This window comes from Pedobacter polaris (assembly GCF_005116505.1).
GTDB lineage: Bacteria > Bacteroidota > Bacteroidia > Sphingobacteriales > Sphingobacteriaceae > Pedobacter > Pedobacter polaris.
The window spans coordinates 417897-443696 of the sequence record NZ_SWBR01000003.1; the positions used below are offsets into that span (position 1 = coordinate 417897).

At 34.5% G+C, this 25800-nt stretch carries 19 protein-coding genes; 12 read left to right on the forward strand and 7 right to left on the reverse strand.

The window, feature by feature from the left end; all coding sequences use genetic code 11:
- Window positions 1–21 precede the first annotated feature (21 nt).
- The 3 genes from FA048_RS13825 (at window position 22) to FA048_RS13835 (ending at window position 5195) form a co-directional block, all read left to right on the forward strand.
- Complete coding sequence (locus FA048_RS13825; protein WP_136842038.1) at window positions 22–2493, forward strand: glycoside hydrolase family 31 protein; 2472 nt, start codon at window positions 22–24, stop codon at window positions 2491–2493.
- A gap of 85 nt (window positions 2494–2578) precedes the next feature.
- On the forward strand, window positions 2579–4558 hold the full coding sequence (gene glgB / locus FA048_RS13830) for a 1,4-alpha-glucan branching protein GlgB (RefSeq protein WP_136842041.1): 1980 nt from the start codon (window positions 2579–2581) through the stop codon (window positions 4556–4558).
- Between the two features lie 277 nt (window positions 4559–4835).
- On the forward strand, window positions 4836–5195 hold the full coding sequence (locus FA048_RS13835) for a DUF6717 family protein (RefSeq protein ID WP_136842045.1): 360 nt from the start codon (window positions 4836–4838) through the stop codon (window positions 5193–5195).
- A gap of 88 nt (window positions 5196–5283) precedes the next feature.
- Here FA048_RS13835 and FA048_RS13840 read toward each other — a convergent pair whose 3' ends face one another.
- From FA048_RS13840 to FA048_RS13850, 3 genes are all read right to left on the reverse strand, one after another.
- Window positions 5284–7950 (reverse strand): CHAT domain-containing protein, encoded by a 2667-nt coding sequence (locus FA048_RS13840; protein WP_136842049.1) that lies wholly within the window; start codon window positions 7948–7950, stop codon window positions 5284–5286.
- 136 nt (window positions 7951–8086) lie between these two features.
- A complete protein-coding gene (locus tag FA048_RS13845; RefSeq protein WP_136842054.1) occupies window positions 8087–10156 on the reverse strand; it encodes a DUF7849 domain-containing protein in 2070 nt (689 codons plus the stop codon).
- A 95-nt stretch (window positions 10157–10251) separates the two neighbouring features.
- Window positions 10252–11223 carry a hypothetical protein gene (locus FA048_RS13850; protein WP_136842055.1) on the reverse strand — a complete coding sequence of 324 codons (972 nt, stop codon included), beginning with the start codon at window positions 11221–11223 and terminating at the stop codon, window positions 10252–10254.
- Window positions 11224–11400: 177 nt separating this feature from the next.
- Between FA048_RS13850 and FA048_RS13855 the strand changes: the two genes are divergently transcribed.
- From FA048_RS13855 to FA048_RS13870, 4 genes are all read left to right on the forward strand, one after another.
- Window positions 11401–11961 (forward strand): RNA polymerase sigma factor, encoded by a 561-nt coding sequence (locus FA048_RS13855; RefSeq protein ID WP_136842057.1) that lies wholly within the window; start codon window positions 11401–11403, stop codon window positions 11959–11961.
- Between the two features lie 2 nt (window positions 11962–11963).
- Complete coding sequence (locus FA048_RS13860; protein WP_136842058.1) at window positions 11964–12695, forward strand: hypothetical protein; 732 nt, start codon at window positions 11964–11966, stop codon at window positions 12693–12695.
- 3 nt (window positions 12696–12698) lie between these two features.
- Window positions 12699–13487 (forward strand): aminoglycoside 6-adenylyltransferase, encoded by a 789-nt coding sequence (locus FA048_RS13865; RefSeq protein ID WP_136842059.1) that lies wholly within the window; start codon window positions 12699–12701, stop codon window positions 13485–13487.
- 118 nt (window positions 13488–13605) lie between these two features.
- Window positions 13606–15957, forward strand: a complete 2352-nt coding sequence (locus tag FA048_RS13870; RefSeq protein WP_136842061.1) for a sensor histidine kinase — start codon at window positions 13606–13608, stop codon at window positions 15955–15957.
- A gap of 57 nt (window positions 15958–16014) precedes the next feature.
- Here the strand turns inward: FA048_RS13870 and FA048_RS13875 are convergent, their stop codons facing one another.
- On the reverse strand, window positions 16015–16230 hold the full coding sequence (locus tag FA048_RS13875) for a hypothetical protein (protein ID WP_136842063.1): 216 nt from the start codon (window positions 16228–16230) through the stop codon (window positions 16015–16017).
- Window positions 16231–16614: 384 nt separating this feature from the next.
- Between FA048_RS13875 and FA048_RS13880 the strand changes: the two genes are divergently transcribed.
- From FA048_RS13880 to FA048_RS13895, 4 genes are all read left to right on the forward strand, one after another.
- Complete coding sequence (locus tag FA048_RS13880; RefSeq protein ID WP_136842065.1) at window positions 16615–17046, forward strand: hypothetical protein; 432 nt, start codon at window positions 16615–16617, stop codon at window positions 17044–17046.
- A gap of 236 nt (window positions 17047–17282) precedes the next feature.
- The gene (locus FA048_RS13885; protein WP_136842067.1) at window positions 17283–19688 is read left to right on the forward strand and encodes a TonB-dependent receptor; all 2406 of its coding nucleotides are present in this window, start codon (window positions 17283–17285) and stop codon (window positions 19686–19688) included.
- 13 nt (window positions 19689–19701) lie between these two features.
- Complete coding sequence (locus FA048_RS13890; RefSeq protein WP_205943489.1) at window positions 19702–20667, forward strand: NAD(P)-dependent alcohol dehydrogenase; 966 nt, start codon at window positions 19702–19704, stop codon at window positions 20665–20667.
- A gap of 49 nt (window positions 20668–20716) precedes the next feature.
- The gene (locus FA048_RS13895) at window positions 20717–21337 is read left to right on the forward strand and encodes a Crp/Fnr family transcriptional regulator (RefSeq protein WP_136842071.1); all 621 of its coding nucleotides are present in this window, start codon (window positions 20717–20719) and stop codon (window positions 21335–21337) included.
- A 699-nt stretch (window positions 21338–22036) separates the two neighbouring features.
- Here FA048_RS13895 and gap read toward each other — a convergent pair.
- Genes gap through pfkA form a run of 3 tightly spaced genes read right to left on the reverse strand, consistent with a single transcriptional unit; the run spans window position 22037 to window position 24875 of the window.
- A complete protein-coding gene (gene gap / locus FA048_RS13900) occupies window positions 22037–23035 on the reverse strand; it encodes a type I glyceraldehyde-3-phosphate dehydrogenase (protein WP_136842074.1) in 999 nt (332 codons plus the stop codon).
- 5 nt (window positions 23036–23040) lie between these two features.
- The gene (locus tag FA048_RS13905) at window positions 23041–23883 is read right to left on the reverse strand and encodes a hypothetical protein (RefSeq protein WP_136842077.1); all 843 of its coding nucleotides are present in this window, start codon (window positions 23881–23883) and stop codon (window positions 23041–23043) included.
- A 5-nt stretch (window positions 23884–23888) separates the two neighbouring features.
- On the reverse strand, window positions 23889–24875 hold the full coding sequence (pfkA, locus tag FA048_RS13910) for a 6-phosphofructokinase (protein ID WP_136842080.1): 987 nt from the start codon (window positions 24873–24875) through the stop codon (window positions 23889–23891).
- Between the two features lie 125 nt (window positions 24876–25000).
- On the opposite strand from pfkA, the gene FA048_RS13915 reads away from it, so the two are divergent.
- Complete coding sequence (locus FA048_RS13915; protein WP_136842083.1) at window positions 25001–25690, forward strand: NUDIX hydrolase; 690 nt, start codon at window positions 25001–25003, stop codon at window positions 25688–25690.
- Window positions 25691–25800: the final 110 nt, after the last annotated feature.

Below are 25800 nucleotides of genomic sequence, written 5' to 3' on the forward strand. Positions count from 1 at the left end.
TTTTAAGAGATTTAAAAATTTATGGAAGAAGGAAATAACAAAGACGAAAAGGAAATTATAGCCGCAGCATCAGAACATATTGAAGAAGAAATTATTCAACACCTTAATAATCCTGTTACTGACTTAAAGCCAATAGTAAAGCAATATTTAACTTCCGTAACAAAAGTTAAAAAAGAAGGCAATAGATTTTACTTTTCAGATGGGAACGCAAAAGTAGAAGTTAGGGTAGTAAGTGATGAAATTATCAGGGTTCGATTGGCACCACATGGTGTTTTTTTAGATGATTTTTCTTATGCTGTGCCTGTTGTAGATCAGAAAGTAACCACTTTCAGGTTAGAAGAAAATGATACCCATTATGCCATTTCTACAAATACAGTTACTTGTAAGGTTAGTAAAGAAGATTTTTTAGTCTCATTTACAGACAATACTAGTGGCATGTTGATGAGCCAAGATGCATCACCAATGCACTGGGAAGAGAATGTAGAATTTGGTGGCTATTATGTTTATGCAACCAAAGAATGTTTACCAGAAGAGAACTTTTTTGGTTTAGGAGATAAGTCTGGGAATATGAATTTGCGAGGTAGAAAATTCCAAAATTGGAATACTGATGCTTATTCTTTCGGCTGGGATCAAGATCCATTGTATCGTACCATTCCTTTTTATATAGGCATACATCAAGGTGCTAGTTATGGTGTTTTCTTTGATAATACTTTCCGCTCTTATTTTGATTTTGGAAATGAGAACAATTATAAAACCAGTTTTTGGGCAGATGGTGGTGAATTACAATATTATTATATTCATGGGCCACATATGATGGACGTTGTAAAACGCTATCAAACCTTAACTGGAACACATCAGTTGCCACCAAAATGGGCTTTGGGTTACCACCAATGTCGTTGGAGCTATTATCCAGAAAGTAAAGTTAGAGAAGTAGCGCAAGGGTTTAGAGATAACAAAATTCCTTGTGATGCAATTTACCTAGACATCGATTATATGGATGGCTATCGTTGCTTTACCTGGAACAAAAAATATTTTCCTGATCCTAAAAAAATGATCAAGGATTTATTGAACATCGGTATGAAAACCGTAGTCATGATAGATCCAGGAATTAAGGTAGATGATAATTATTGGGTATTTAAGGAAGGAAAGGAAAATAATTTCTTCTGTCGCCGTAGTGACGATTATTTTATGGAAGGTCATGTTTGGCCAGGCAGATGCCAATTTCCAGATTTTACCAATCCTACAGTTAGAGAATGGTGGGGTGGTTTATATAAAGAATTAGTAGACTTAGGCGTTGCCGGAGTTTGGAATGACATGAACGAGCCTGCTGTATTTGGTGCAGGAACTTTTCCTAATGATGTAAGACATAATTACGATGGTTATCGTGGTTCCCATCGTAAAGCGCATAATGTTTATGGTATGCAAATGGTGCGTTCTACTTACGATGGTTTAAAAAAGCTAATGCGTAATAAACGTCCATTTACCATTACAAGGGCAGGTTACTCAGGTATGCAACGTTACGCTTGTGTATGGACAGGAGATAATGTAGCAACATGGGAACACTTGAAATTAGGAAACATCCAATGTCAACGCATGTCTATTTCTGGAGTACCTTTCTGCGGAACAGATATTGGAGGTTTTAGTGGAGAGCCAGATGGTGAATTATTTACCCGCTGGATCCAGTTAGGAACTTTTTCTCCTTTTATGAGAGCGCACTCTGCAGGTGATACTGCGGTACGTGAACCTTGGAGTTTTGGAGAACCATATACAGCCATTAACCGTAAGTTTATTGAATTGAGGTATCGCCTAATGCCGTATATCTATTCGGTATTCTGGGAACATTACCGTTACGGTTTTCCAATATTAAGGCCATTGGCAATGTTAGAGCAAGAAAACATTAGTAACCATTTCCGTCAAGATGAATTTACTTTTGGAGACAAGATATTGGTTTGCCCGGTTTTAGAACAAGGCGCTGTTTCGAGAATAGTTTACTTGCCGAAAGGGCAGTGGTATAACTTCTGGACACATGAATTGTTGGTTGGTGAGAATGAATATAACATTGAGGCCCCTTTAGAAGATATGCCATTATTTGTGAGGGCTGGGTCTGTTATTCCAGAATACCCAGTAATGCAATATGTAGGCGAAAAACCAATTGATGAGGTTTGGTTAAATATTTATTATGCAGATTATGAGGTAAATTCATTCTTGTTTGAAGATCATGGAGATACTTTCGCCTACGAGCAAGATATTTATTTAGAGAAGAAATTTAGTGTTAGAGGAGATGGTAAAAGCTTGTTTATACAACAAACTACAGAAGGATTATATACACCAAATTACGAGTTATATGATTATAATGTAATTGGCTTACCTTTTAAAGTAGGTAAAATATTTGTAGATGATAAAGAAGTAACTGATTTTAGTATTGATGATCGGAAACGTTTAAGATTTAAATCGAATAAGAACTTTATCCACATTAAAATTATAGGAGCTTAACCCTTAGTTAATTGTTATATTGTAAGCACTGTCAAGCCTTGATAGGTGGTGCACCGACCAGAATTAAATTGTAATAGAACTGAACATGGCCAATACAAAAAAAACTACCATAAGTAAAAAAGTAACGGCTCCTAACGAAAACCCATTTGCAGATTTTTCTAAAAGTGTTTGGCAACATAGTCTATTAACTGATTTTGATATTGCGCTTTTCATATCTGGAAAACACTTTCGTTTATACGAGAAAATGGGTGCACACCTGCTCACTATCAACAAAACAGCAGGTACTTATTTTGCGGTTTGGGCACCAAACGCACAGCAGGTAGCCGTTATGGGTGGTTTTAACAGTTGGGACAGAGAAAGTCATCAATTGTATAAAAGATGGGATGCCTCTGGAATTTGGGAAGGCTTCATTCCTTTTGTAGGGAAAGGTGAAGTTTATAAATATTACATTAAAGGTTTTGATGGAAGTGATTTAGAAAAAGGAGACCCCTATGCTTTGAGATGGGAACATCCACCTCAAAAGGCTTCAATTGTTTGGGATACTGATTACACTTGGAAAGATAAAGCTTGGTTAACAAAACGCCCAAAATTAAATGCTTTAGATCAGCCAATTTCGGTTTATGAATTGCATTTAGGTTCATGGCAACGTGATCCTAGTAATCCAGAACGGGTGCTAAGTTATGGCGAGATCGCAAATACATTAGTTCCGTATATTTTAGAAATGGGTTTTACTCATGTTGAGTTAATGCCAATAATGGAATATCCCTATTACCCATCATGGGGATACCAAATTACTGGATATTTTGCAGCAAGTTCTAGACATGGAGCACCGCAAGACCTGATGTATTTGATAGAAGAGTTACATAAAAATAACATCGCTGTTATTTTAGACTGGGTTCCTTCACATTTTCCTGGAGACGCTAATGGCCTATTTAACTTTGATGGTACACATCTATACGAACATGCAGATATGCGTAAAGGGTTTCATCCCGATTGGAAATCATACATTTTCAATTATGATAGAAACGAAGTGCGCTCTTTTTTAATTAGTAATGCAATGTTTTGGTTAGACCAATTTCATGCAGATGGGTTAAGGGTTGATGCTGTAGCTTCTATGTTGTATTTTGATTTTAGTAGAACTGCAGAAGAAGCTGGGACAAATGAGTTTGGCGGAAGCGAAAATCTTGGTGCAATCACTTTCTTAAAAGATTTAAATGAAGCCATTTACGGCATGTATGAGGGCGTACATACCATTGCAGAAGAAAGTAGCACATTTGATGGTGTAACAAGACCTGTGTATGTTGGAGGCTTAGGTTTTGGTATGAAATGGATGATGGGTTGGATGAATGATACCCTGAAGTATTTTAAAAACGATCCGATCAATAGGAAATTTCATCATCATCAGCTTACGTTTAGCATGACTTATGCTTTTACTGAAAACTTTATGTTGCCTTTTTCGCATGATGAAGTGGTTCATGGTAAATCATCCATGATTTATAAAATGCCTGGGGATGAATGGCAAAAATTTGCAAACCTACGCACATTATATGCTTACATGTTTACGCATCCAGGTACGAAGCTTTTATTTATGGGTAATGAATTTGCGCAAACTAACGAGTGGAACTTTACCGAATCATTAAGCTGGGATTTATTACAACATGCACCTCACAAAGGAATGCAGCAATTGGTAAAAGCCTTAAACCATCTTTACCGCAAAGAACCAGCCTTATATAAATACAACTTCTCTTATGAAGGCTTTGAGTGGATTAATGCAGATGATGCCGACAATTCTGTGTTTATCTATTCAAGAAAATCTGATAAAGCAAAAGATACTTTAGTTATTGTGCTAAATCTAACTCCAGTTTTCAGAGAAAATTTCCGAATAGGTGTGCCAAAAGGAAAATGGAAAGAAATTTTTAATACAGATGCAGTAGAGTTTTATGGTAGCGGGAAATTGAATGTAGATACCTTTGCAGCTGAAAATATTTCCTTTAACAATCAACAACAGTCAATTCAAATAAATGTAGCTCCTTTAGGCGTTTCTATTTTTAAAAAGGGAGTTTGATTAAGTCCAGTAAAGTCGTCATTGCGAACGGAAGCGAAGGGTAATGAGTTGGGGTGAAGCAATCTGCATTGTGGGGAGGGAAATGAAAAACTCAGAAAGGAGATTGCTTCGAGCGGTGAAGAACCGACTCTCGCAATTACGAGATTAAGAGTGAAAGATGCTAAAAAGAGACTTCAAATTTCATAAAAGATTAAACATTAAGGCATTAAGAAACATTAAGATTTAATTGTTATAGTTCTTAACTGCCTTAATTTCTTAATGTTTAAAACAATTGAGAATGCTAAAAAGAAACTTCAAATTTCATAAAAATGATAAAGGCGAATGGTGGTTAATTCTACCTGAATGGAAAGGTGATCCTGATGATTTGCAAATGATAGAAGGTGCCGATCAATGGCTCGATATAATAAGCAACGATATAAAAGAAGTTAAGTTAGAGATGTCTGACAAATATTTTGTGGAATCAGAAACTTTAACACTCTTAAGAATTAGAGAAGAAAATTTCGGTGGGGGTGGGATTTATTATCTAGATACTTACGAATCCAAGAAAGTAGATTTGAAACTTTGGCTCTGTGATGTAACTAGTTTTGTATTTGATTGCATTCCGCAGAAGTTGTTTTTTAAGATTATTGATAAATAATTTTTTAAATATTTGTCATTCTGAGCCTGCGAAGAAGCTACCACATTGAATTTCGTTTATTAGATTCCTCCGAAGTCGGAATGACAAGTTATATAGATAACCTCTTTTTCAAAACAATAATAGCAGATAAAATAACAATCAATCCACCAATAATTCCCAAAATTAAGTTCCACTTTATTGCTGGAGACAATTCTATTTTTTGGTCTGTGCCCATATAAATTAAACTATCCCAATAATAAGGAAGATAAAAAATATTACTAGTTTGAGCGCTATTTAACCAGTCTAATTTTGCTTCGTGTAGCGCCTCTCCACTTGTTTCATTCGATAGGAGGTGGATGTAGAAATTATTTGTAATTACAGCTGCAGCAACATCATTTACATTCCATAAACCAGCAATAGTTGCAGATGTTCCAATGGCATTAAACCCTCTTGATAAGCTAATGATCCCTTCGCCATTAGCTAACAGGCCATCAGCAGTTCTGCAAGCACTTAAAACCACTAAAGATGGAGCACTCTTTTTAGAGGCAAGCTCAAAAAGAAAGACTTTTTCTTTATCAAAATCTAGAGTTGGCTCTTGGTTTTTGCCAGATAAATATGCATGCGTACCAATATGAAGGACTTTACTTTCTTCAAAAACTTGATTAAAGGTTTTGCTATTTACCTCTTCATTAAAGAAAAATTTACCTCGAACTATTTTCCTAATGCTTTCAGCCTCAGCTTCAACAGCTTTTAATGGTTTGTTGTTGTTGTTTTGATGTGTGATAAAAAGACCAGTAAATTCTTTGTCGTTAATTTTGGCTTTATTAGATACTAACGTCTTTAAAGAGAAAGCATAGGTAATTGTATTGGTTTTTATCAAAAATGGCCAGTTAGCTATGTTTGCTGAGAAATCTTTTTTGGTAATTAGACCATCAAAAGAAATGTAACCTAAAATCTCATCTGGAACAATAATTACTGACTGGTTTTTAGTTAGGTTTACTCCCTTTAAAATAGATTGATAAACCCTATTCGATGCAGTATAAAATGCTTTCGGATTATTCATCATCGCATTCGGTCCATGCTGAAAATAAGTATCAACAAACGACTGTATAGTTGATTTTATAGTGTTGGAATGGCCTAGCTTAACTACGTTGTTAACTTTTCCATTTTCGATATCAATTACATAAATGGCATCTTTTCCAAAAAAATATTCTATAATTTTTTTATTAGGCAATGCTGATAAAACTTTCGCTATGGGTGTGTTATAATTATCTGTATTGAACTGTTTATATTTTTGTTTTATTTGTTTGGTTACCAAAGCCAGAAAATATTTTAATTTGGCTGTTTCTGTTGAGTTTTTATTGCTCTTCCCTTCAACTTCTTGTTTCTCATTGTAAATGATAGCCCTTTCATAAGCCCGTTTTTTAATAAAGAGAGAATCTTTCTGATTGTCAGCAGCAAGTACTTGATTTCTGTTAATCTGATCTAATAATGTTCTGCTTTTGCTTTGTTCGGCAAGGTTTAAAATCTCATTTAAAAGCGATTTATCCTTAGTTTGTTGGTATAAGTTGAAAGTGATTTCAATTCCTTTTTCGGCAATGATTTTTAGATTAGCTTGCAAACGTTCCTTTGTTTTATCATCAGCAAATTCATTCCTAATTTTATCAGCAGAAAGCAGGGCCAACTTAATGTGCTGATATGCTTCAGTAGGTTTTTTTAACTGCAAATTAGCTTCTGCCATTTCTTGAAAAACATCAACAACCATATTATCACCATATATTTTGCCAACATCAACTTTGTTATGCTTCGTTATTTTTAATGTAGATAATGTCTGGTTAAAATGAGTAATAGCTAATTGTGGCTTATTTTCTAATAATTTAATAGTGCCCAGTTGAGTTAAGATGTTCGCCTTTTCTCTTAACCTAGTTCCATTGTAATACTGGTTATGTATATTTAATGCTTTGTTAAAATAACCTTCCGCTACTAAATGCTTGTTCAGTTTCCTGAAAATATCCCCGGCTGTAATAAATGAGTTCATCAAAGTGTATGCATTATCTTGATTGATGTTTTTTTGTTTTGGTATGTTGCTTTCAATCAGCTTTGCTGCGGTGGCATATTCTTCTTTGTCGAACAGAATACCTGCTAATATATTGTTTAGGATAATGTTAGCTAGACTATTTTGACTAGCCAGTTTCAAGCCTGCATTCACACTTTTTTCAGCTTCACTCAAGTTACCCATAGAGCGATAAGAAATGGCCATATTGCTATACAATAAAGAAAGATGCTGAGGTGAATCATTTTTTCTTATGAGGAAGTTTATAGATCTTTGTTGTAGGTATAAAGCCTTTTCGTAATCTCCCAGCCTAGTATAATTGTTGCTTAAGGGTTTGAAAGTATATTCTACAATGTCGTAAACGGCTACTTTATTTTTTAGGTAATAATCAAATGCAGCTTCGTAACTGTTAATGGAACTCAAGATATTTCCATCTAGTAAAAAAATATAACCCTGCGTATTTAATAGATTTAACCAAGCAACTTTTTCTTCAATTGTTTTAGCTTGTCGCCAGATTTTCTTTTGAGTATCTATTAAATAGAGGCTTCCCTGTGTAGGATTTATATTTGCATAATCGAGTCGCTCATAAATCCAGTCACTTAAATTATCTTTTTGCTTAAATGAATCTAGCTTTTTTTGAATGTCATCGCCCTGCGCAAAAGTGAAAGAACCTGAGCAAAGAAGTAGAACGAATAATGTAAAACGTAAGAGTGCCGAACGCATATATGAGATTGCATTTCAGCTAATTTAATAAAAAGTAGTTAGTTATAGTAGTTAGTATTAGGATAGCTAAGCGTTAAACCATAATCAATAACCATTTATAACCAATTTTTAGTTCATAACTCGCACCATAACCCCATTAAAACTTCCAAGTTACATAAGTAGCCATTCTATTATTGCTCGTTTTAGGGTCAAAAAGGTATCTAAAACCAACAGAAGGCCCAACTCTTACTAGACCTAATTGTATATCTGAAAAGAAAGATATTCTAGCATCTGCAAAATTCTTTTTCAATTCATTTGCAATTACCTTTAAATCTGAGTTAGTGGTAGTGCCATTTGCATTTGTTGTACCTAATGTGTAATCTAATACATCTGTACTTTTATTATAAATGTCTAATGAAACCAATGCACCTGCTCCAGCACCAATATATTTGTTAATGTTGTATCTAAGCTGTGCAGGCACCACATTTATTGTAGTTACCTTTTTAATTTTGGTATAATCTTTATTTAAGATCCTGTAGTTTATTCGATTAACAGTTGTATCTTTTCCTGGCCCACTTGAGCTAACCAAATAGGTACTTTCTTTAAAAGAACTGAGATATAATTCTGCTTGCCAATAATACCTGTGTGGTGCATAAGGAGCCAAGCTTGCGCCAATTACAAAATTTTTATTGTTTAAATAATTTCTATTGTCTGTTTCAAAGGGAAAACCGTAGCCGATAATTAATCCAGGAGATAAGCCCATTTTAAATCTGCCAACGGCTCTATTGGTATAAATGGGCTCATTTTTGTCGAAAACAATAGCAGCTCCACTTTTAATGGGTAGCTTTTTAGGTTTCTCTTTAAACTTTATTTTATATTCAACAAAACCCATCGTAGAATCTGCATCATTTACCCCTTTTTGCTGCATTCCAGGTAAGTAAATGTTGCTAAATACAAAATGCACACTATCTATTCCCTTAATAGTTTTGATGCAGCTTTGATTGGTATATGCAGAATCACAATTAATTACTTCGGGTTTAGTTTTAGTAATTTTAATGGTTTCTTGGTTAAAGACCTCAGAAATATTAACAGCTACATCTACCTTTTTTGCAGGACCTTTTCCTGTGTTTTGGAAACGTATTTTATAAGTTAATTCTCTGTTTTTACCAGTAAAACGATAATTCATTCTGGTTTTTCGCAACACCATCTTATTAGGGTCATGAGAAGCTACAATTTGTAATTCCATGTTAAAAAATTCTTTTTCTACCAAAGGATTATCTGGAATAAATACCGCAGTAATTCTAACAACAGCATTGGTATCTTTTAGCATTTCTGGTGTGGTTTTAAAATGCATAAACAGAAAACGTTCTTCATTCTGCTTTAGGTTTTCGAAACGCCAAGTTTCACTACTTTTAAAATCTTTTGCTTTGTCACTTAGTAAGATTTTTTCATCGTAAAATAGTTGTTTTTTATCTGCCATGAAGCTATCATGAGCATCCTCATTTTGATTGGTGAATTGTTTGCTCATGATGGTTTCATCTGCATTAAATTGCATTTCGTTTAATGATGCATAATAAACAGGAGGATTTGTTTTTTTAACCGGCAAATAGGCTGTGGTTAGTAACGATTTTAGGTCAGCTTTTTTCTCACCATTGTAAGCATGGGTTTCTGCTAAAACAAAGTTATTATTGGTGAATTCTTTATCATTAAATAAAATAGCCACCGTTCCATTTAAATTTTGTTGCCCATTTTCTGCTTTGTTTCGGTAACCAAAAACAATCATCATATCATCTCCAGGTTTTGGCATACAATTACTTTTCAACTCTATGCTCCCGCCCATTTTAAATAAAGTTGGCTCTGTAGAAACTGAAGCCATCATAGGTTTGTTAACTGTTGGTTTAATTGGTTTAGGCCTAGTTGGCGGACGTTTGCCATCATCGTAATTATTTGTAGCAAACAGTCTTGCAAATATGGGGTCTTTGCCTTTATAAATATGGATTGGGTCTTTTTCAAAACTAAAACCCCCATCTCCAAATTCCCAAAAATAAGTGTAAAATGGGGCAGGTGCTCCAGCAATTTGTCTTAATGGTCTTAATTCTGATGTAAATTTAGTTACGCCATTTTCGGTAGTATAATTAATAATTGCGGGTACAGTATCAGTTGGTAATACCTGTGCATAAGCTGAGCTTATTCCTACAAAAAGTAAAATTGAGAGTAGCGTTTTCATCTTAATTAAATTTATAGATTTTTATCTGTAATTAACAAATGTAAGAAGATGAGACCTCTTATTGGCCCCATCTTTATTGTTAATATTTGGGAATATTAGTAATTATTTAAGCTGTTTATGGCAGCTTGAACTTGAGCTTCGGTAGTTTCTACTAAGCTTAAAGTAATGTTTTGATTGGCAACAATTGTGGTTTCTAGCTCTGCATAATAATACTTGCCATCTTTAATAGAGAATGATAAATATTTACCCTGTGCACCAATAGGCATCACGTCATCATAACTTTTTACTTTATTTGTACCATCTGGAGTATAGATTTGAGCAGCAACATTACTTCCTTTTGCACAAAAGAATACAAATGTTTCGCCACTAAATGCCCTAAAAGAAGCCATAGCGCCAGGGTTGTTAACTAAAGTTACGCGAGTTGTAGTTTTAGGATTAGTGTAGCTATAAAACACATCACAATTGATCCAACCTAAATTGCCCATATCAAAAGTAAACGTACCGCCATTTACATCTGCTTCACGTTTAATTTGTACGCCACCACCATTAGGGTTTTGAACAGGTGCTTGCCAAGCCATTTGATTATCTGCACCAACTTTTTCTACACCTTCCCAAATTTGTGTAGTACCCGTTCTATTTGTAGGGATAGAAATTTTAATGGCTGCACTTAATGCCTGGTCTACTTTTGTACCATTTACATTCGCATTTAAGTAAATAAAACCATCAGATGCTAAGGGAGCTCCACTAATGTGATTTGTATTTGTGCCACTAAATAAAACATCACTTCTTTTTAAAACTTCCATTGCATCGATACTTATATCGCCAGTTACTGCAACACCACCAAGTTTAATAGCACCAGCCGGAATTGTAATTTTTGTTCCACCCTTTAGCGTGAAAGTGTTAGAGATACTCCCATTAATTTTTACATTTTGTACTTGAGGACCAAAGATGGCTGCAAATTCTTTAGCAGAGTTGGCCGTATTTCCATTTGTTTTGTCTTTTTTACAAGCTGCAGAAAATAAAATTATAATTGCAACTAATACATAGGTTAGGTTTAACTTTTTCATGATCTTTAATTTTAAATTTTGCTTACTCTGTTTAGGCTTTTCAGCGAGCGCCATTTTATAGGTTTTGATGATATATAAACCATACCCGAAATTTGTTACCCCTTATTTCTAAATTTATTTTCGCAATGCAGAAGAAAGAGTAAATTAGCAAAGGAAATCGCTCTAAATCTAACGCCAATGGCAAAATCAGTACATCAAGATCAGCGTTATTTATTGGCATTGGTTAATAATGATGCAGGACTTATCAATGAGATTTATAAAAAATGCGCTGGCAAAGTAAAATCTTTTGTTGTTTTTAATAATGGTACAGCAGATGATGCCGAAGATATTTTTCAAGAAGCTTTAGTAGATATCTACAATCAGGCTAAGTACAAAGATTTACAACTCACTTGCCCTTTTGAACCTTTCTTGTTGCTGGTGTGTAAACGTAAATGGTTAAATGCTTTAAAGAAAAAATCAGTTTTACAGGTAACAAATAGTGAAGATGATTTATTACTTGTTGGTGAGGATACATTTAAACAAGCTGAGCAACTGGAAGAACAGCAAGCACAAGCTGATTTATTTTTAAAAGCCTTTGAAAAATTGGGTGACCGCTGCAAAGAAATTATAAAATGGAGTATGCAGGGCGATGCGCAAGAAAAAGTGGCAGAAGCTTTAGGGGTTACTTATGGCTATTTAAGAAAAAAGAAATCTGAATGTATGGCGAGCCTAATTAAGTTGGTTCAAGTTAATAATTAGAAATGATGGCTGAGGATAAAATTTTACTAGTTGCCCGCTACAGTGAGGGAGATATGGATGAAAATGAAATTGCCAATTTTAAAACACAATTGCAAGATGATGTTGAGTTGCAACAAAATTTAAAGGAGTATCAAAACATTCATCAAAGTTTAAAAATGCAATTGGCTAATGATGAAAGTGATCAACGTTTTAAGCAACATTTAAACACTTTAGGTAGACAACATTTTAGCGAAGAAGTTAAAGTTATTTCATTTAGACCGTATAAAAAATGGCTTCCAGCAGTTGCTGCAATATTAGTTGTAGGTTTATTGCTTTGGGCACCATGGAATAGCAGTTTGTATAGCAATTATGCAGATAATGGACAAATGTTGATTACAGAAAGAGGAGCAGCACAGCAAACTAATTTAGATGTTGCCGCTTCATTTTATAATGATAAAGATTATGTAGCAGCAGAAAAATTACTAGAAAGGGAATACCTGGCCAATCTACAAAATGAAATGGTGGGTTATTATTATGGTATTGCTTTAATAGAAACCCATCAAGAAGAAGTTGCAAGAACCGTTTTAACCAAAATTTATATTGGAGAATCTGCATTTAAATATGATGCAGCTTATTATATTGCACTAAGTTATTTAAAAGAGGATAAAAATACCGATTGTATAGCTTGGCTGAAAAAAATTCCACCAGGAACAGGCCGTTATGCAAAAGCCACGGAATTATTAACAAAATTATAGCAGATGATTCAGGTTGAATTTGCAAACAACGTTGTAAATGTTTTAAAAAAAGATGCTAATGTAATAGGATTAGCTGTAGCCGGTTCGTGGATTTCTGATGAACTTGATGAATTTTCAGACCTAGATTTAATATTGGTAACCAAAGAAAAAATTAGTGGTGATAAATCTAAAATGCTTTGGTACGCAAACAGTTTTGGTGATTTATTAAATGGTTTTACTGGAGAACATGTTGGTGAACCCAGGGTGTTAATTTGTTTATATGACAACCCATCATTACATGTAGATATTAAGTTTGTAACACTTGGGGAGTTTAAAATCCGTGTTGAAAATCCTGTTATATTATTAGATACAGATGGGCTGTTAAAAGATGCTATTGAACAATCATCAGCTCAATTTCCTTATCCAGATTACCAATGGATTGAAGATCGGTTTTGGATTTGGGTACATTATGCCTTATTAAAAATAGGAAGAGGGGAGTATTTTGAAGCCATTGATTTTTTTGGTTTTGTAAGAATGGTAGTGTTAGGTCCCTTATTACATATTAAGAATAAAAATTTGCCAAGAGGTGTAAGAAAAGTTGAAACACAACTTGATGTTAAAGACTTTGAACAATTGAAACTTACGTTGGCAAGTCACAACCGAAAATCGTTGATAGCTGCCTTGACAAATATGATTGATTTATACCGAAGCCTGCAAAACGAATTATTTACAAGCGAGATTTTAAGACAAGAAAAAACTGAAAAGGCTGTTATTGCCTATCTTGAAAAAATTAAAAATGTTGGTGAGAATTAACGGATTTTATAAAGTTTAATTGTTACAGCATGGTTTAATCAATTTTACTATATTTAATCTTTAATAACGCTCAAAACTTTTCCATGCTTCAAGTAGAACTAAACAAAGTTAACTAGCTATGTCAACAAAATCTAAAAAATTGATTCGCTGGTTTTTAATACGGCCTAAAGCAGCAGGTTTTATATTTTTTCTATTTCTACTTACACTCATTTTTTTAATTGTTCAACAACGTTACCACCTATTTAGAGAAAATAAAGAGAGAGATATCGCTAGTATTTTACATGGAGTAGAAGAAAAGTTAGAACAGTCTTTAAAAAATACTTATACCGTAGCATTAACACTTGCTTTAACATTAGATAACAAGGGTGTTCCTAAAAATTTCGATAAGGTTGCAGAACAGCTGATGCGTTCTAACCCAGATTTACAAGCAGTTCAACTGGTGCCAAATGGAGTAATTAAATACGTTTATCCATTAAAAGGAAATGAAGCAGTACTAAACTTAGATCTTTTTAAAAGTGCACCACAAACTGTATATGAAGTAAAGAAAGCCATTGCTGCCAGAAAAATGTACTATCAAGGCCCAGTTAAACTTACACAAGGCGGTACAGGGGTGGTAGGTAGACTACCGCTATTTATCGATAATAAATTTTGGGGCTTTTCTGCAGTAGTTATCAAGTTGACAACATTTTTTAAAATTGCAGGTATAGATAATAAGCAATACGAAGATTATCAATTTCAATTTTCTAAATTCAATGAAATAACAGGTAAAGAAGAATTTTTTCTTCCAACGCCACCAAATTTTTCAAGGGCACAATCTAAAGCCATTACTTTTCCAGATGGCGATTGGAAACTATATGTTGTTAATGTAAACCAATTTGATACATGGTGGGAGTTGATCAGTGCAATTACATTTGGTTTAGGCACTGCCGTATTATCAAGCTACTTATTAACTAGGTTACTGAAAAAACAAGGTGAATTGCAGAATATGGTATTCACTCAAGCTTCGCAATTGGTTCATACAGAAAGTAAGTATAAAAAAATATTTGATCACGCCGCGATCGGCATTGCGAGGGTAAATTCTGTTACCGGAGAAATTTTAGAAGTAAACGAATACCTATGTAATTTTTTAGGTTATACAGAAGCAGAATTGTTTGCCAAAAAAATAAAATCTGTAATTTATCCAGATGATGTGAACGATGATGGTGCCTATTTTAAACAGATTTTAGCAGGGAAGATCAGGAAATTTAATAAAGTAAAAAGATACTTAAACAAAAACGGAAAAATTATTTGGGGCAATGTGATTATAACCCCCTTATGGGATGCTGGAGCAGAGCCAACCAACCATATTGTAATTGTAGAAGACGTAACCAAGCGTAAAGAAGAAGAACAAATTTTAATATCGTCTCAGCGTAGAATAGAATCGCTAATTAATACCATTGATGGAATTGTATGGGAAGGAGATCCAGAACGCAATAGATATACCTTTATAAGCAAAAAAGTGTATGACATTTTAGGCTATTCACCAAAACAATGGGTTGCCATTCCAAATTTTTGGTTTGACCATTTACACCCAGAAGATCGAGAATGGGTACACAGTTATACTTTAAAATCTACAGAAGAAAAAGAAAGAGATTTTGAATATAGAATGATTGCTAAAGACGGTTCTGTTGTATGGATTAGAGACATAGTTACTGTAATTGCAGAAGAAGACAATCAAGTAAAGCTTAGGGGTATTATGATTGATGTGACCAGCAAGGTACAAGCAACCAATGCACTGAGTAAGTCTTTTAATTTGGTAACAGAACAAAATAAACGATTGCTTAATTTCTCTTATATCGTTTCTCATAACCTGCGTTCTCATGCCAGTAACATATTAGGTATTTCTACATTGATAGAAAATGCAGAAACAGAAGAAGATAGAGATGAAATGATCAAACTATTAAAAACGGTGGCCGATAATTTGAATGACACTTTGCTTAATTTAAATAACATTGTTAACATTCAAACTAGCATTGATATTATTGTTGAACCCTTAAGCCTAAACGATTATATTGTTAATACCATGACTGCCCAAAATGCGCAGATTTTGGCTAAGGAAGCAACTATTTTAAATAAGGTAGATCCAAATGTGCTGGTTAATTTTAACCGGGCTTATTTGCAAAGTATTTTGCTTAATTTAATTTCTAATGCCTTACGTTATAGTCACCCAGATCGAAAACCAGTAATTTCTATTACCTGTTTTGAAGAAAATAATCAATTGGTATTAAGAGTATCTGATAATGGGGTAGGTATAGATTTAAATAAACATGGCGACAAGATGTTTGGCATCTACCAAACTTTTAATGGCAATGCCGATGCTAGGGGCTTTGGTTTGTTTATCTCTAAAAATCAAGTAGAGGCAATGGGAGGGAAAATTGATGTAGAAAGCGCTATTAATAAGGGAACTACTTTTAAAATTTATTTTAAATAATTGCCTAAAAAAGCAAAAAGGGATAACTAAATCAGCCATCCCTTTTTTCAATTTTTTTTATTCATCATCATCTTCACCAGCATCTAAAATATAAGATGGTTCTGATGCATCATAGGCTTGTTTAAGCATATCGGTTTGAGGTTCCTCTTCTTCTTCTGAGGAAACATTGGTATCATCAAAACCATTAGAGTGGATGTCTTTTTGACTTTGTTGGTCTTCTGCCTCCGAGTTCTGAGAATCATCAAGAGGAATATTGTTTTCTGGAGTGATCATAGGTTTTACGTTTGTTGATATAACAACGGATTGATGGTTGTTGTTTTGAGATTTAGGCTAAAGGAGCAAAGCTAATCATTTACTTCTTGTGGCACTAAGTTAAACAAGACAGGGTTTGTTTCCGCTCTTTGCCGCGGTGGCATCAAACTTTTCCCTTGATGGAAAAGTATGCAAAAGATCAAGTCAGGAACGAAGCTTCCTCGCTCAGGGCTACGCATGGCCCGCCGTTCCTGTCACCCCAACGCTCTTTGGACAGTAGTTAATAAGAAAATTAGGGGTTGATGATGGGTTGGATAGCGGGAAGCTTATTCAACAATACCTAAAATTAGGTATTGATTGGGTGATTAAATACTTATACATTTCGCAATCTCAATACATTTAAAAATGAATAACATAGTAAAATTAGCAACAATCGTATTATTGACAATGGTGTCATTCGCCGTTAAAAGTCAGGCGCAAACTTTTAATGAGACTCTTAAATACATTAATCAAAAATTTGTTTGCTGTACCAAGTCAACAGCCACATACAAAGGTCAGTCAGTTCAAGTTACCTCTCAGGGACTAGTTACAGTAACCGGCTTTCTAAAGGATGAAAACAGAGTGTACAATGCCAAGTTTGATCTACTTAGTCTCTATACTGGAAAGGATGGGAAATATCCAATTTACACTACGGGTAACCATCTTAGTTTTGATGATAAACCAGCTCATGCCTTTACTTTTGTATTTAAAACAGTTGAAGAAGCTGAAAGCGTTAAGAAAGCTTTTATTCATCTGCAAACACTCTGTAAAAAGAATAGAGAATCATTTGATAACTAGATGTAAATAAGGGTAACTAATCATTGGAGTAGAAAAAATAGCTTGAAGAGTTAAAAATGGCCACTTTGATTGCGGAATGAGCGGCCACTTCCCCGAAATATCCATGTTATTAACAAAATACGACACATAAGTTTACCGTTTGATTTAACGCACAGCTATTTTCATTTATTAACCGAAGTCAAGAAATATGTTTAAAACTTAGAGTTGTTTTGCACTCAGTCTTTTAAAACATATACATGAAACAAATAGGTACAACCGTTTTATTTTTATTATTCTTATTTACCTCAGCTTTCTCCCAGAATTTCAATCAAACCGTGAGGGGAGTGATAACGGATCAGGACAGTAAGCAGCCTATAGAGGGTGCCACAATAACTATCGCTGGTAGTAATCCTTTAAAAGTTATAGTAACCGACAAAGACGGGAGCTTTAGGTTCGACAATATGCCAATTGGAAGAATTATTTTACACGTGTCAAACGTGGGGTACGAAAAAATTATACTTCCTAATATTGTTGTTAATTCGGGCAAGGAAACAGTTTTAAATATAAACATGCAAGAGGCTGTTGCTCAACTGGAAGGAATAGTATTAACTTTCGATAAAAACAAAGGTCAGCCCTTAAATGATATGGCCTTGGTAAGTGGTCGGTCTATTTCTCCAGAACAAACGAATAGATATGCAGGTGGTTTCAATGATCCATCGAGGATCTTGTCTAATTTTGCAGGAGTTACCAGTTCTCAGGACGGCAGTAATGATATTATTGTGCGAGGTAACTCTCCTAAATATATTCAATGGCGGTTAGAGGGGATGCAAATTACAAATCCAAATCATTTTTCTGATCAAAGCGCAGTAGGTGGTTCTATTAGTGCGTTAAATAATAACTTGTTAGCAACTTCAGACTTTTATACCGGTGCCTTTTCAGCAGAATATGGAGATGTATTGTCCGGGGTATATGATGTTAAACTAAGGCAAGGAAATAATGAAAAATTCGAATCAACATTTGGTCTAGGTGTATTAGGTACAGAACTTACATTCGAAGGGCCATTTAAAAAGGGCTATAAAGGTTCCTTTTTAGTGAATTATCGCTACTCTACAATCTCGTTGATAAGCAATCTCGGACTGGCTGAAGGTATAAACGGGGCATTAAATTTTCAAGACGCTGCTTTTAAAGTTGTATTGCCAACTAAGCAGGCTGGACTGTTTTCTTTTTTTGGCTTGGCAGGTCTTAGTAATTTTCTGTTTAAAGATGTATCACCTGCCCTTTGGCAAACACCTGGAAGCAGGGTTGTGCCTAACAAAATAGGTGAAGACTATGATAAAGGTTCGCACCTTGCGAATTTGGGCATGAACCATACCTTGACGATAAATAAAAATAGCCATATTAATACTGGACTGTCTTTCTCAAGCGAAGGTATTGATGATAATGTTTTCGAGAATTTCAAAACCAGCACTTCAGAAAGTAACCAACTAAATTTTAATGGCCGATTAAGAAGATCGACATACAGGGGCGAAATTACCTACAACAACAAACTCAGTTCGAAGCTTAAACTACAGGTGGGCTCTAAATATGCGTTGCTCGATTACAATTTTAATCAAAGTATGTTCAGAGATAGCACGAACGTTAGATCTACATTGGTTAATTTTAACGAAAACATCAGTACAATTAGAAATTTCATTAGTTTTAGGTATAGATTTAATGAAAAGTTGACTACTGTATTTGGTGTGCAAAACATGAATGTTTTGCTGAATAATAAGAGTACAATCGAACCACGATTTTCGTTAAATTGGGAACTAAGTAAGACTAGCGCCCTAAGTGCTGGCTTTGGCAAACACAGTACAATGGAAAGCATTCACCATTATTTCACCCAAGTGAAATCATCAGACGGAAGCAATATAGAGCCTAATAAAGACCTTGATTTATTAAAGGCACATCATTTCGTGCTGGGATACGAGAAACGTTTTAGTCAAAATATGATGGTAAAGTTAGAAGCGTATTATCAAGATCTTTATGACTTGCCCGTAGCAAATTCTAAAGAGAATATATTCGCTACTATTAATGAGGGGCTCGATTTTCAATACCTTGACTTGGTAAACAAAGGAAGCGGTAAAAACTATGGAGTAGAATTAACTGTTGAACGCTTCTTTAACAAAAATTTCTATTATCTTGTGAATGCTTCGGTATATAATTCTACCTACAAGGCTCTTGATGGGATCGAACGTAATACACGGTTCAATGGAAATTACCTTGTAAATGTTCTTTTTGGTAAAGATTTCCCAAAACTTGGTAAGACGCAAAATAAGACAATCAGCTTTAATAGTAGAGCATTTTTTGGAGGAGGTAAAAAAATAATTCCGTTGTTAAGGGGTGCAGATGGGAATTTGGCTGTACAGCCCGCCAACAATAGATTTTATGATTATAGTAAGGCGTATGAAAATAACATCCAAGATATATACCAATTAACGATGTCGGTTAGTTATAAGATCAACAAACCAAGGGCAACCCACGAAATTTTTCTTAATATAGAAAATGTCACAAATAATAGGGCCAGACTTACAGAATTTTACGATCCGGGAGAACTTGGGGCTGTTGGTTACATGAAGCAGGGGGGCGTGTTCCCTAATTTGATGTACAGGGTTTATTTTTAACTGATTTATGGATATGATGAAAGCTGCAATAAGGTATGAATATTGTACTCCCGATCTACTAGAAATTGGCAGAATGTCTTTGCCAAGGCCCGGCAACGATGAAATCTTAGTGAAAGTAAAGGCCACAACGGTAAACCGAACAGATTGTGGAGTACTTACGGGAAAGCCTTGGGCCATTCGGCTTTTTACTGGCTTATTTAAACCTGTTCGCCCAATTACAGGAACCGATTTTGCGGGAATAATTGTAGATAAGGGAGACAATGTAGCCCAATTTGAAATTGGTGACGATGTCTATGGCTTTTTTGATCAGGGCTTAAGTTCACATGCTGAATATGTAGCTGTATCAACAAAAAAAGCAGTACTTAAAAAGCCCGAAAATGTGACCTTCGAACAAGCAGCAGCCAGCCTGGAAGGATCACATTATGCTTTTTATTTTTTAAAAGATCTTAAGTTGAATGCTGGAGATCGAATTCTTATAAATGGTGGAACTGGGGCTATTGGCAATGCGGCTCTACAGTTTTTAAAGCATTTTAATGTTCGCGTAACTGTAACCTGTGAAACTGAATTTGTAGAGGTATTAAAATCACAAGGGGCCGAAAGGGTAATTGATTATCAGAAAGAAGATTTTACTACAATTAATGAACAATTCGATTATGTTTTTGATGCAGTTGGGAAAAGTAGTTTTGAAAAATGCAAGCCACTGCTGAAATCAAAAGGAATATATATATCATCTGAACTAGGGAAAAATTGGCAAAACGCTTTCCTTGCCTTATTATCTCCCCTTATGTTAGGGAAAAAAGTGAAATTTCCACTGCCCTACACAATAAAACGAAGTATGAAGTTTATTAATGAACTTGTTTTGAATGGAGAGTTTATTCCTTTAATAGATAGAAGATATAAATTTGAGGATATCGCAGAAGCATATCATTACGTACTAAGCGGGCAGAAAAAAGGAAATATTGTTATTACTTTCGACTAACTAAATTAGACTTTATAGATTTATATCAGAATTATCTTAATTTTAAGGGATGAATTTTGATATTACAAAAGATCTTGACCAAGAGTTGTTAGAGATCAGAAAGTCTTTAATAAGCTCAGATTACAATACGCAAGAAGAAAAAGACTTTTTTGCGGAGAAAATTATTGTCAAAAAAGTAAAAAAAGGCGAATTCCTTATAAGAGAAGGTCAATTCATCAAAGCCTCCTACCACTTGTATAAAGGATGCATCAGGGAATATTATCTCAAAGACGGCGAAGAAAAGACTGTGAGTTTTTATACTGCTGGCGATAGCCTTTCTGAGGAAGAAAATACAGCCAATCGGGTTCCTAGTGCTATAAGCTTGGAATGCGTATGTGAATGTATTATCTCTATTTTTACCTTTGAAGTTGAAAAAGAAATGTTTAGAAGATTCCCGAGATTAGAGTCGCAGTGCAGGGTTGGAGCTGAAAAGCGATACTCAAATTACAAAACAGAAATAAACAATTACCTTTCATCCAGTCCGGGCGAGCGCTATGAGAATTTAATGAAAACAAAACCTGAGATTTTTCAATTCGTTCCGCTCTATCATATTGCTAGCTACCTCGGCGTAAAGCCCGAATCGTTAAGTAGAATAAGAAACCGATTACGTACATCTTCATCTTTGAAGTAAATCGTTTTCTATGTTTTATTTATTGACTTAAGTTAAGAAAACAATTTTTTATTGTGTGTTTAAAATATATAGTAACTGCAGAAGGGTATTTTTAAAGTTGAATAATCAACAGCCACTGAAAATACAGTAGGGTGCAAGTATGAAATCACTAATGTTCAATTGATTTTATTCAGTTAAAATTCTTGTAAAAAAAGAAAGGAGATTATCCATCCAGACTAATCTCCTTTTCTAACCAAATATAAACCTGTATGAACGGGTTATTTTTTTAATCCAATCTTCCGGATGTTTTTTCTTTTTCTAGTGGTTGTGTTTGCCTTGTCAACCAATGATGATACAAATATATAAATTATTTTTAATAGTGTATAAAATACACTAAGGAAATTTAATTTATTTTTTATTTCATGTTTTTCAAATGACAAAACTGCTTAAATGCTATCGTTAACTAACATTTACAATGCAAATATAGTTCCAATATTCTTAAGTATTCATTAGTGAACGTTAAATTTATGTTAAAAGATTGTTTTTTAATGTTAATTTATTGGTTCTCTTATGCGCTAGAACAAGGCAAATCTTTACTCAACTCTAGCTTTTGTAAAACAATAGCTAAGGCATAGGAGGGAAATAGAAAATAATATTTCATAAAAAATGGCGACACCATAGGTATCGCCATCTGTATTTTTATTTTAAAAAAAACTTTTCTTATAAAGTTCCGTAGTATTCTACAAATTTCGCAAGTGCGGAAGAATATCCCCACTCATTGTCATACCAGGAAACAATTTTCACAAAGTTATCATTTAACGAGATCCCAGCTTTAGCATCAAAGATAGAAGCGTGATCATCACCAATGAAATCAGAAGAAACTACTTCGTCTTCAGTATAACCAAGTACACCTTTTAATTCACCTTCAGATGCTGCTTTCATTGCAGCTTTAATTTGCTCATAAGTAGCAGGTTTTTCTAAACGAGCAGTTAAATCTACTACTGAAACATCAGCCACAGGAACACGGAAAGACATACCTGTTAATTTACCTTTTAATTCTGGAAGAACCATACCTACTGCTTTAGCAGCACCAGTTGATGAAGGGATGATGTTAGAGAAACCACCACGGCCACCTCTCCAGTCTTTAGCCGAAGGACTATCTACTGTTTTCTGTGTAGCTGTTACAGCATGAATTGTACTCATTAAACCTTCAACAATACCGAAGTTATCGTTTAATACCTTAGCAATTGGCGCTAAACAGTTGGTAGTACAAGATGCATTTGAAACAATAGTTTGATCTGCAGTTAATTTATGGTGATTTACACCCATTACGTAAGTAGGGATGTCGGCATCTTTTGCTGGAGCAGAGAATACTACTCTTTTTGCACCTGCAGCAATGTGTTTTTCTGCATCAGCACGAGTTAAGAATAAACCAGTAGATTCGATAACGATATCTACACCAACTTCATTCCATTTTAAGTTTGCAGGATCTCTTTCTGCAGTGATACGAATTGTTTTTCCGTTTACTACCAATTGTCCATCTTTTACCTCAATGGTTCCGTCGAAACGGCCATGGGTAGTGTCATATTTTAGCATGTAAGCCATGTAATCTGGCTCGATTAAGTCGTTAATGGCAACAATATCTAAGCCTCTTTTTATTGCGGCTCTAAAAACTAGTCTGCCAATGCGGCCAAATCCATTTATTCCTACTTTAGTCATTGTATTTAATTTGAGTAATAATTAAGTAAATTATATATTGGTTCTTTTGTAATTGTGATAATTTTAATGTCGTTTTTTTCTGCAACTAAGCGCAGTCTGTCCTGAAAATTTCCGGCTACCGTGCCTACAAAGTGTACTTCTTCATTAGGGTGTTTTGCTGCGGTAGGCATTAAATAGGTTGCAAAGTATTTTTCAAATGATTGATCGATAATTTGTTCTAGGTATTTATCTGATCTATTGTCTATATAGAAATCTAAGAAAGAGCTTAAATAATTTTGAACGCCAGGTTTTTTATAAATTCTTTCTAAAATTAGCGGTCTATCTACATTGTATTTCTCTTCAAACTTTTTTCTAAGTGCCGCAGGCATTTTATCTTCTAAGTAATTCTTTAATAAAATTTTACCTAAATAGTTGGCCGAACCTTCATCGCCTAAAATGTAGCCTAGGCCATAATTGTTTTGTTCTGGTGTTTTGCCATCAAAAAATGCACAATTAGCACCACTACCTAAAATGCCTACAATGCCGGTATCCTCATAACAGGCTGCTAAAGAAGCACCATATAGATCATCTCTAACTTTTATTTTAGCATTTTTAAAAAATAGATTTAGTGTTTCTGCCAAAGAATTTTGCATGGCAACAGATGATGCACCAGCCGCAAATGCGTAAATCTTTTTAACAGATTCTGCATGGTTGATGAGTACATTCGTCTTGTTCAATAAATAAAGGATATGCTTTTGGTCGTTAAAAGTCGGATTGATACCCGGAATGGTACATTCTGCTATGGTTTTGCCTTCATTTGATATTTTCCAAAAGGCACTTTTCGATCCGCTATAAACTACTGCTATCATGCTATTTAAATTGATAAAACATGGGTCATCTCTAATAAATCATCCTCTAACTTATAATTGTGTGCATGCAAAGCTTCTTCTAAACTGGTTAGTTTAATCTCGTTTCCGCGAAGACCAACCATTTGCATACTTGCACCTTTTATCAGTTCATTTACAGCAGAATAACCTAATCTACTGCCTAAAATTCTGTCGAAACCACTAGGACTGCCACCACGTTGTAAGTGTCCTAAGATAGTTACTTTAGTATCGTAATGGTCAAATTTTCTTTTTACACTTTTGGCGATATCATAAGCGCCACCATATTTATTTCCTTCAGATACGATTACAATACTTGATGATTTCTTGGTATTTACACCAGATTGAAGTTTTGTGATCAAATCTTTTAACGAAGTTTCTTTTTCGGGCAATAAAACTGCTTCGGCACCACTAGCAATAGCTGTTCTTAAAGCTAAACATCCAGAATCTCGTCCCATTACTTCAATAAAGAACAAACGGTCGTGAGAATCTGCAGTGTCTCTAATTTTATCAATTGCTTCAATAATAGTATTCACCGCGGTATCGTACCCCAAAGTAAAATCAGATCCGTACAAGTCATTATCTATCGTGCCTGGTACACCAATTACATTGATGCCATATTTTTCGCCAAACCTTTTAGCGCCAGTAAAAGTTCCATCGCCTCCAATTACAATCAATCCATCAATTTCTCTTGCCTTTAAATTCTTAAAAGCAATTTCCATTCCTGCATCTTCCTTAAAAGCCATACATCTAGCTGTTTTTAAGATAGTGCCGCCCATGTGTAAAATGTTGCTTACAGAGCGAGCATCCATAGGGATGATGTTGTTATCGATTAATCCTTGATAGCCTTGCATTACACCAAACATACTTCTGCCATGGTAAATGCCAGTTCTAATGATGGCTCTTATACACGCGTTCATACCTGGGGCATCTCCTCCTGAGGTAAGTACTGCAATATTTTTAATATTTGGTTCCATTTTAATACACGAATATAGTGTGTATTTTTTACACTAAGTAATTTTTTTTCATTATTTTTACGAATTAACGGTATAAGTGTATTTATTTTGTTCTAATATTATAAAAAATAATAAACGTATTTGTTTTGAAAGAAGTATTACCTGTGTTTAATTCGGCTGTCTCTATAGACTGTGTTTTATTTGGTTTCGATAATGGCGAACTCAAGATTTTATTAATTGAGAGAAATGAAGAACCATTTAAAGATTGGTGGGCTTTGCCTGGTAATTTGGTGGGAGAGGATGAGAGTGTAGATCAATCTGCATCGCGTATTTTGCATGAACTTACAGGTTTAAGCGATATATATATGGAGCAATACTATACTTTTGGAGAGGTAAGTAGACACCCACAAGGTAGGGTAATTACTGTTGCTTATTATGCAATGCTAAGGCTAGGAGGAGATAAAGCATTAAAACCTTTAACTTCTTACGCTAAAAAAGCACAATGGATTAATGTAAAGGAATTGCCTAAGTTGGGTTTTGATCATCAGCATATTTTTGATAAAGGTTTAGAGAAGATTAAACGCAGAATTAAACATTTGCCAATTGCTTTCGAACTGTTACCAGAGAAGTTTACTTTAACTCAAGTACAAAACGTTTATGAGTTGATTTTGGGTAAAAAACTTGATAAAAGGAACTTCAGGAAAAAGATTTTGAGCTTTGGTGTATTGAAAGAGTTGGATGAAAAACAGAAAGGGGTTTCTTTTAGAGCAGCTACACTTTACAAGTTTGATAGAAGGAAATACGCTAAGCTTTTTGGTAAAGAAATTTCGTTTTAACGTACAACTGCTTAAGCAATACCCTCTTAATGGTAGGTGCTAAATACTAAGTTTTGAATTATTTTTATCAAATAAATACAAATTTCATAAGAATTTTATCTTTGATGTGT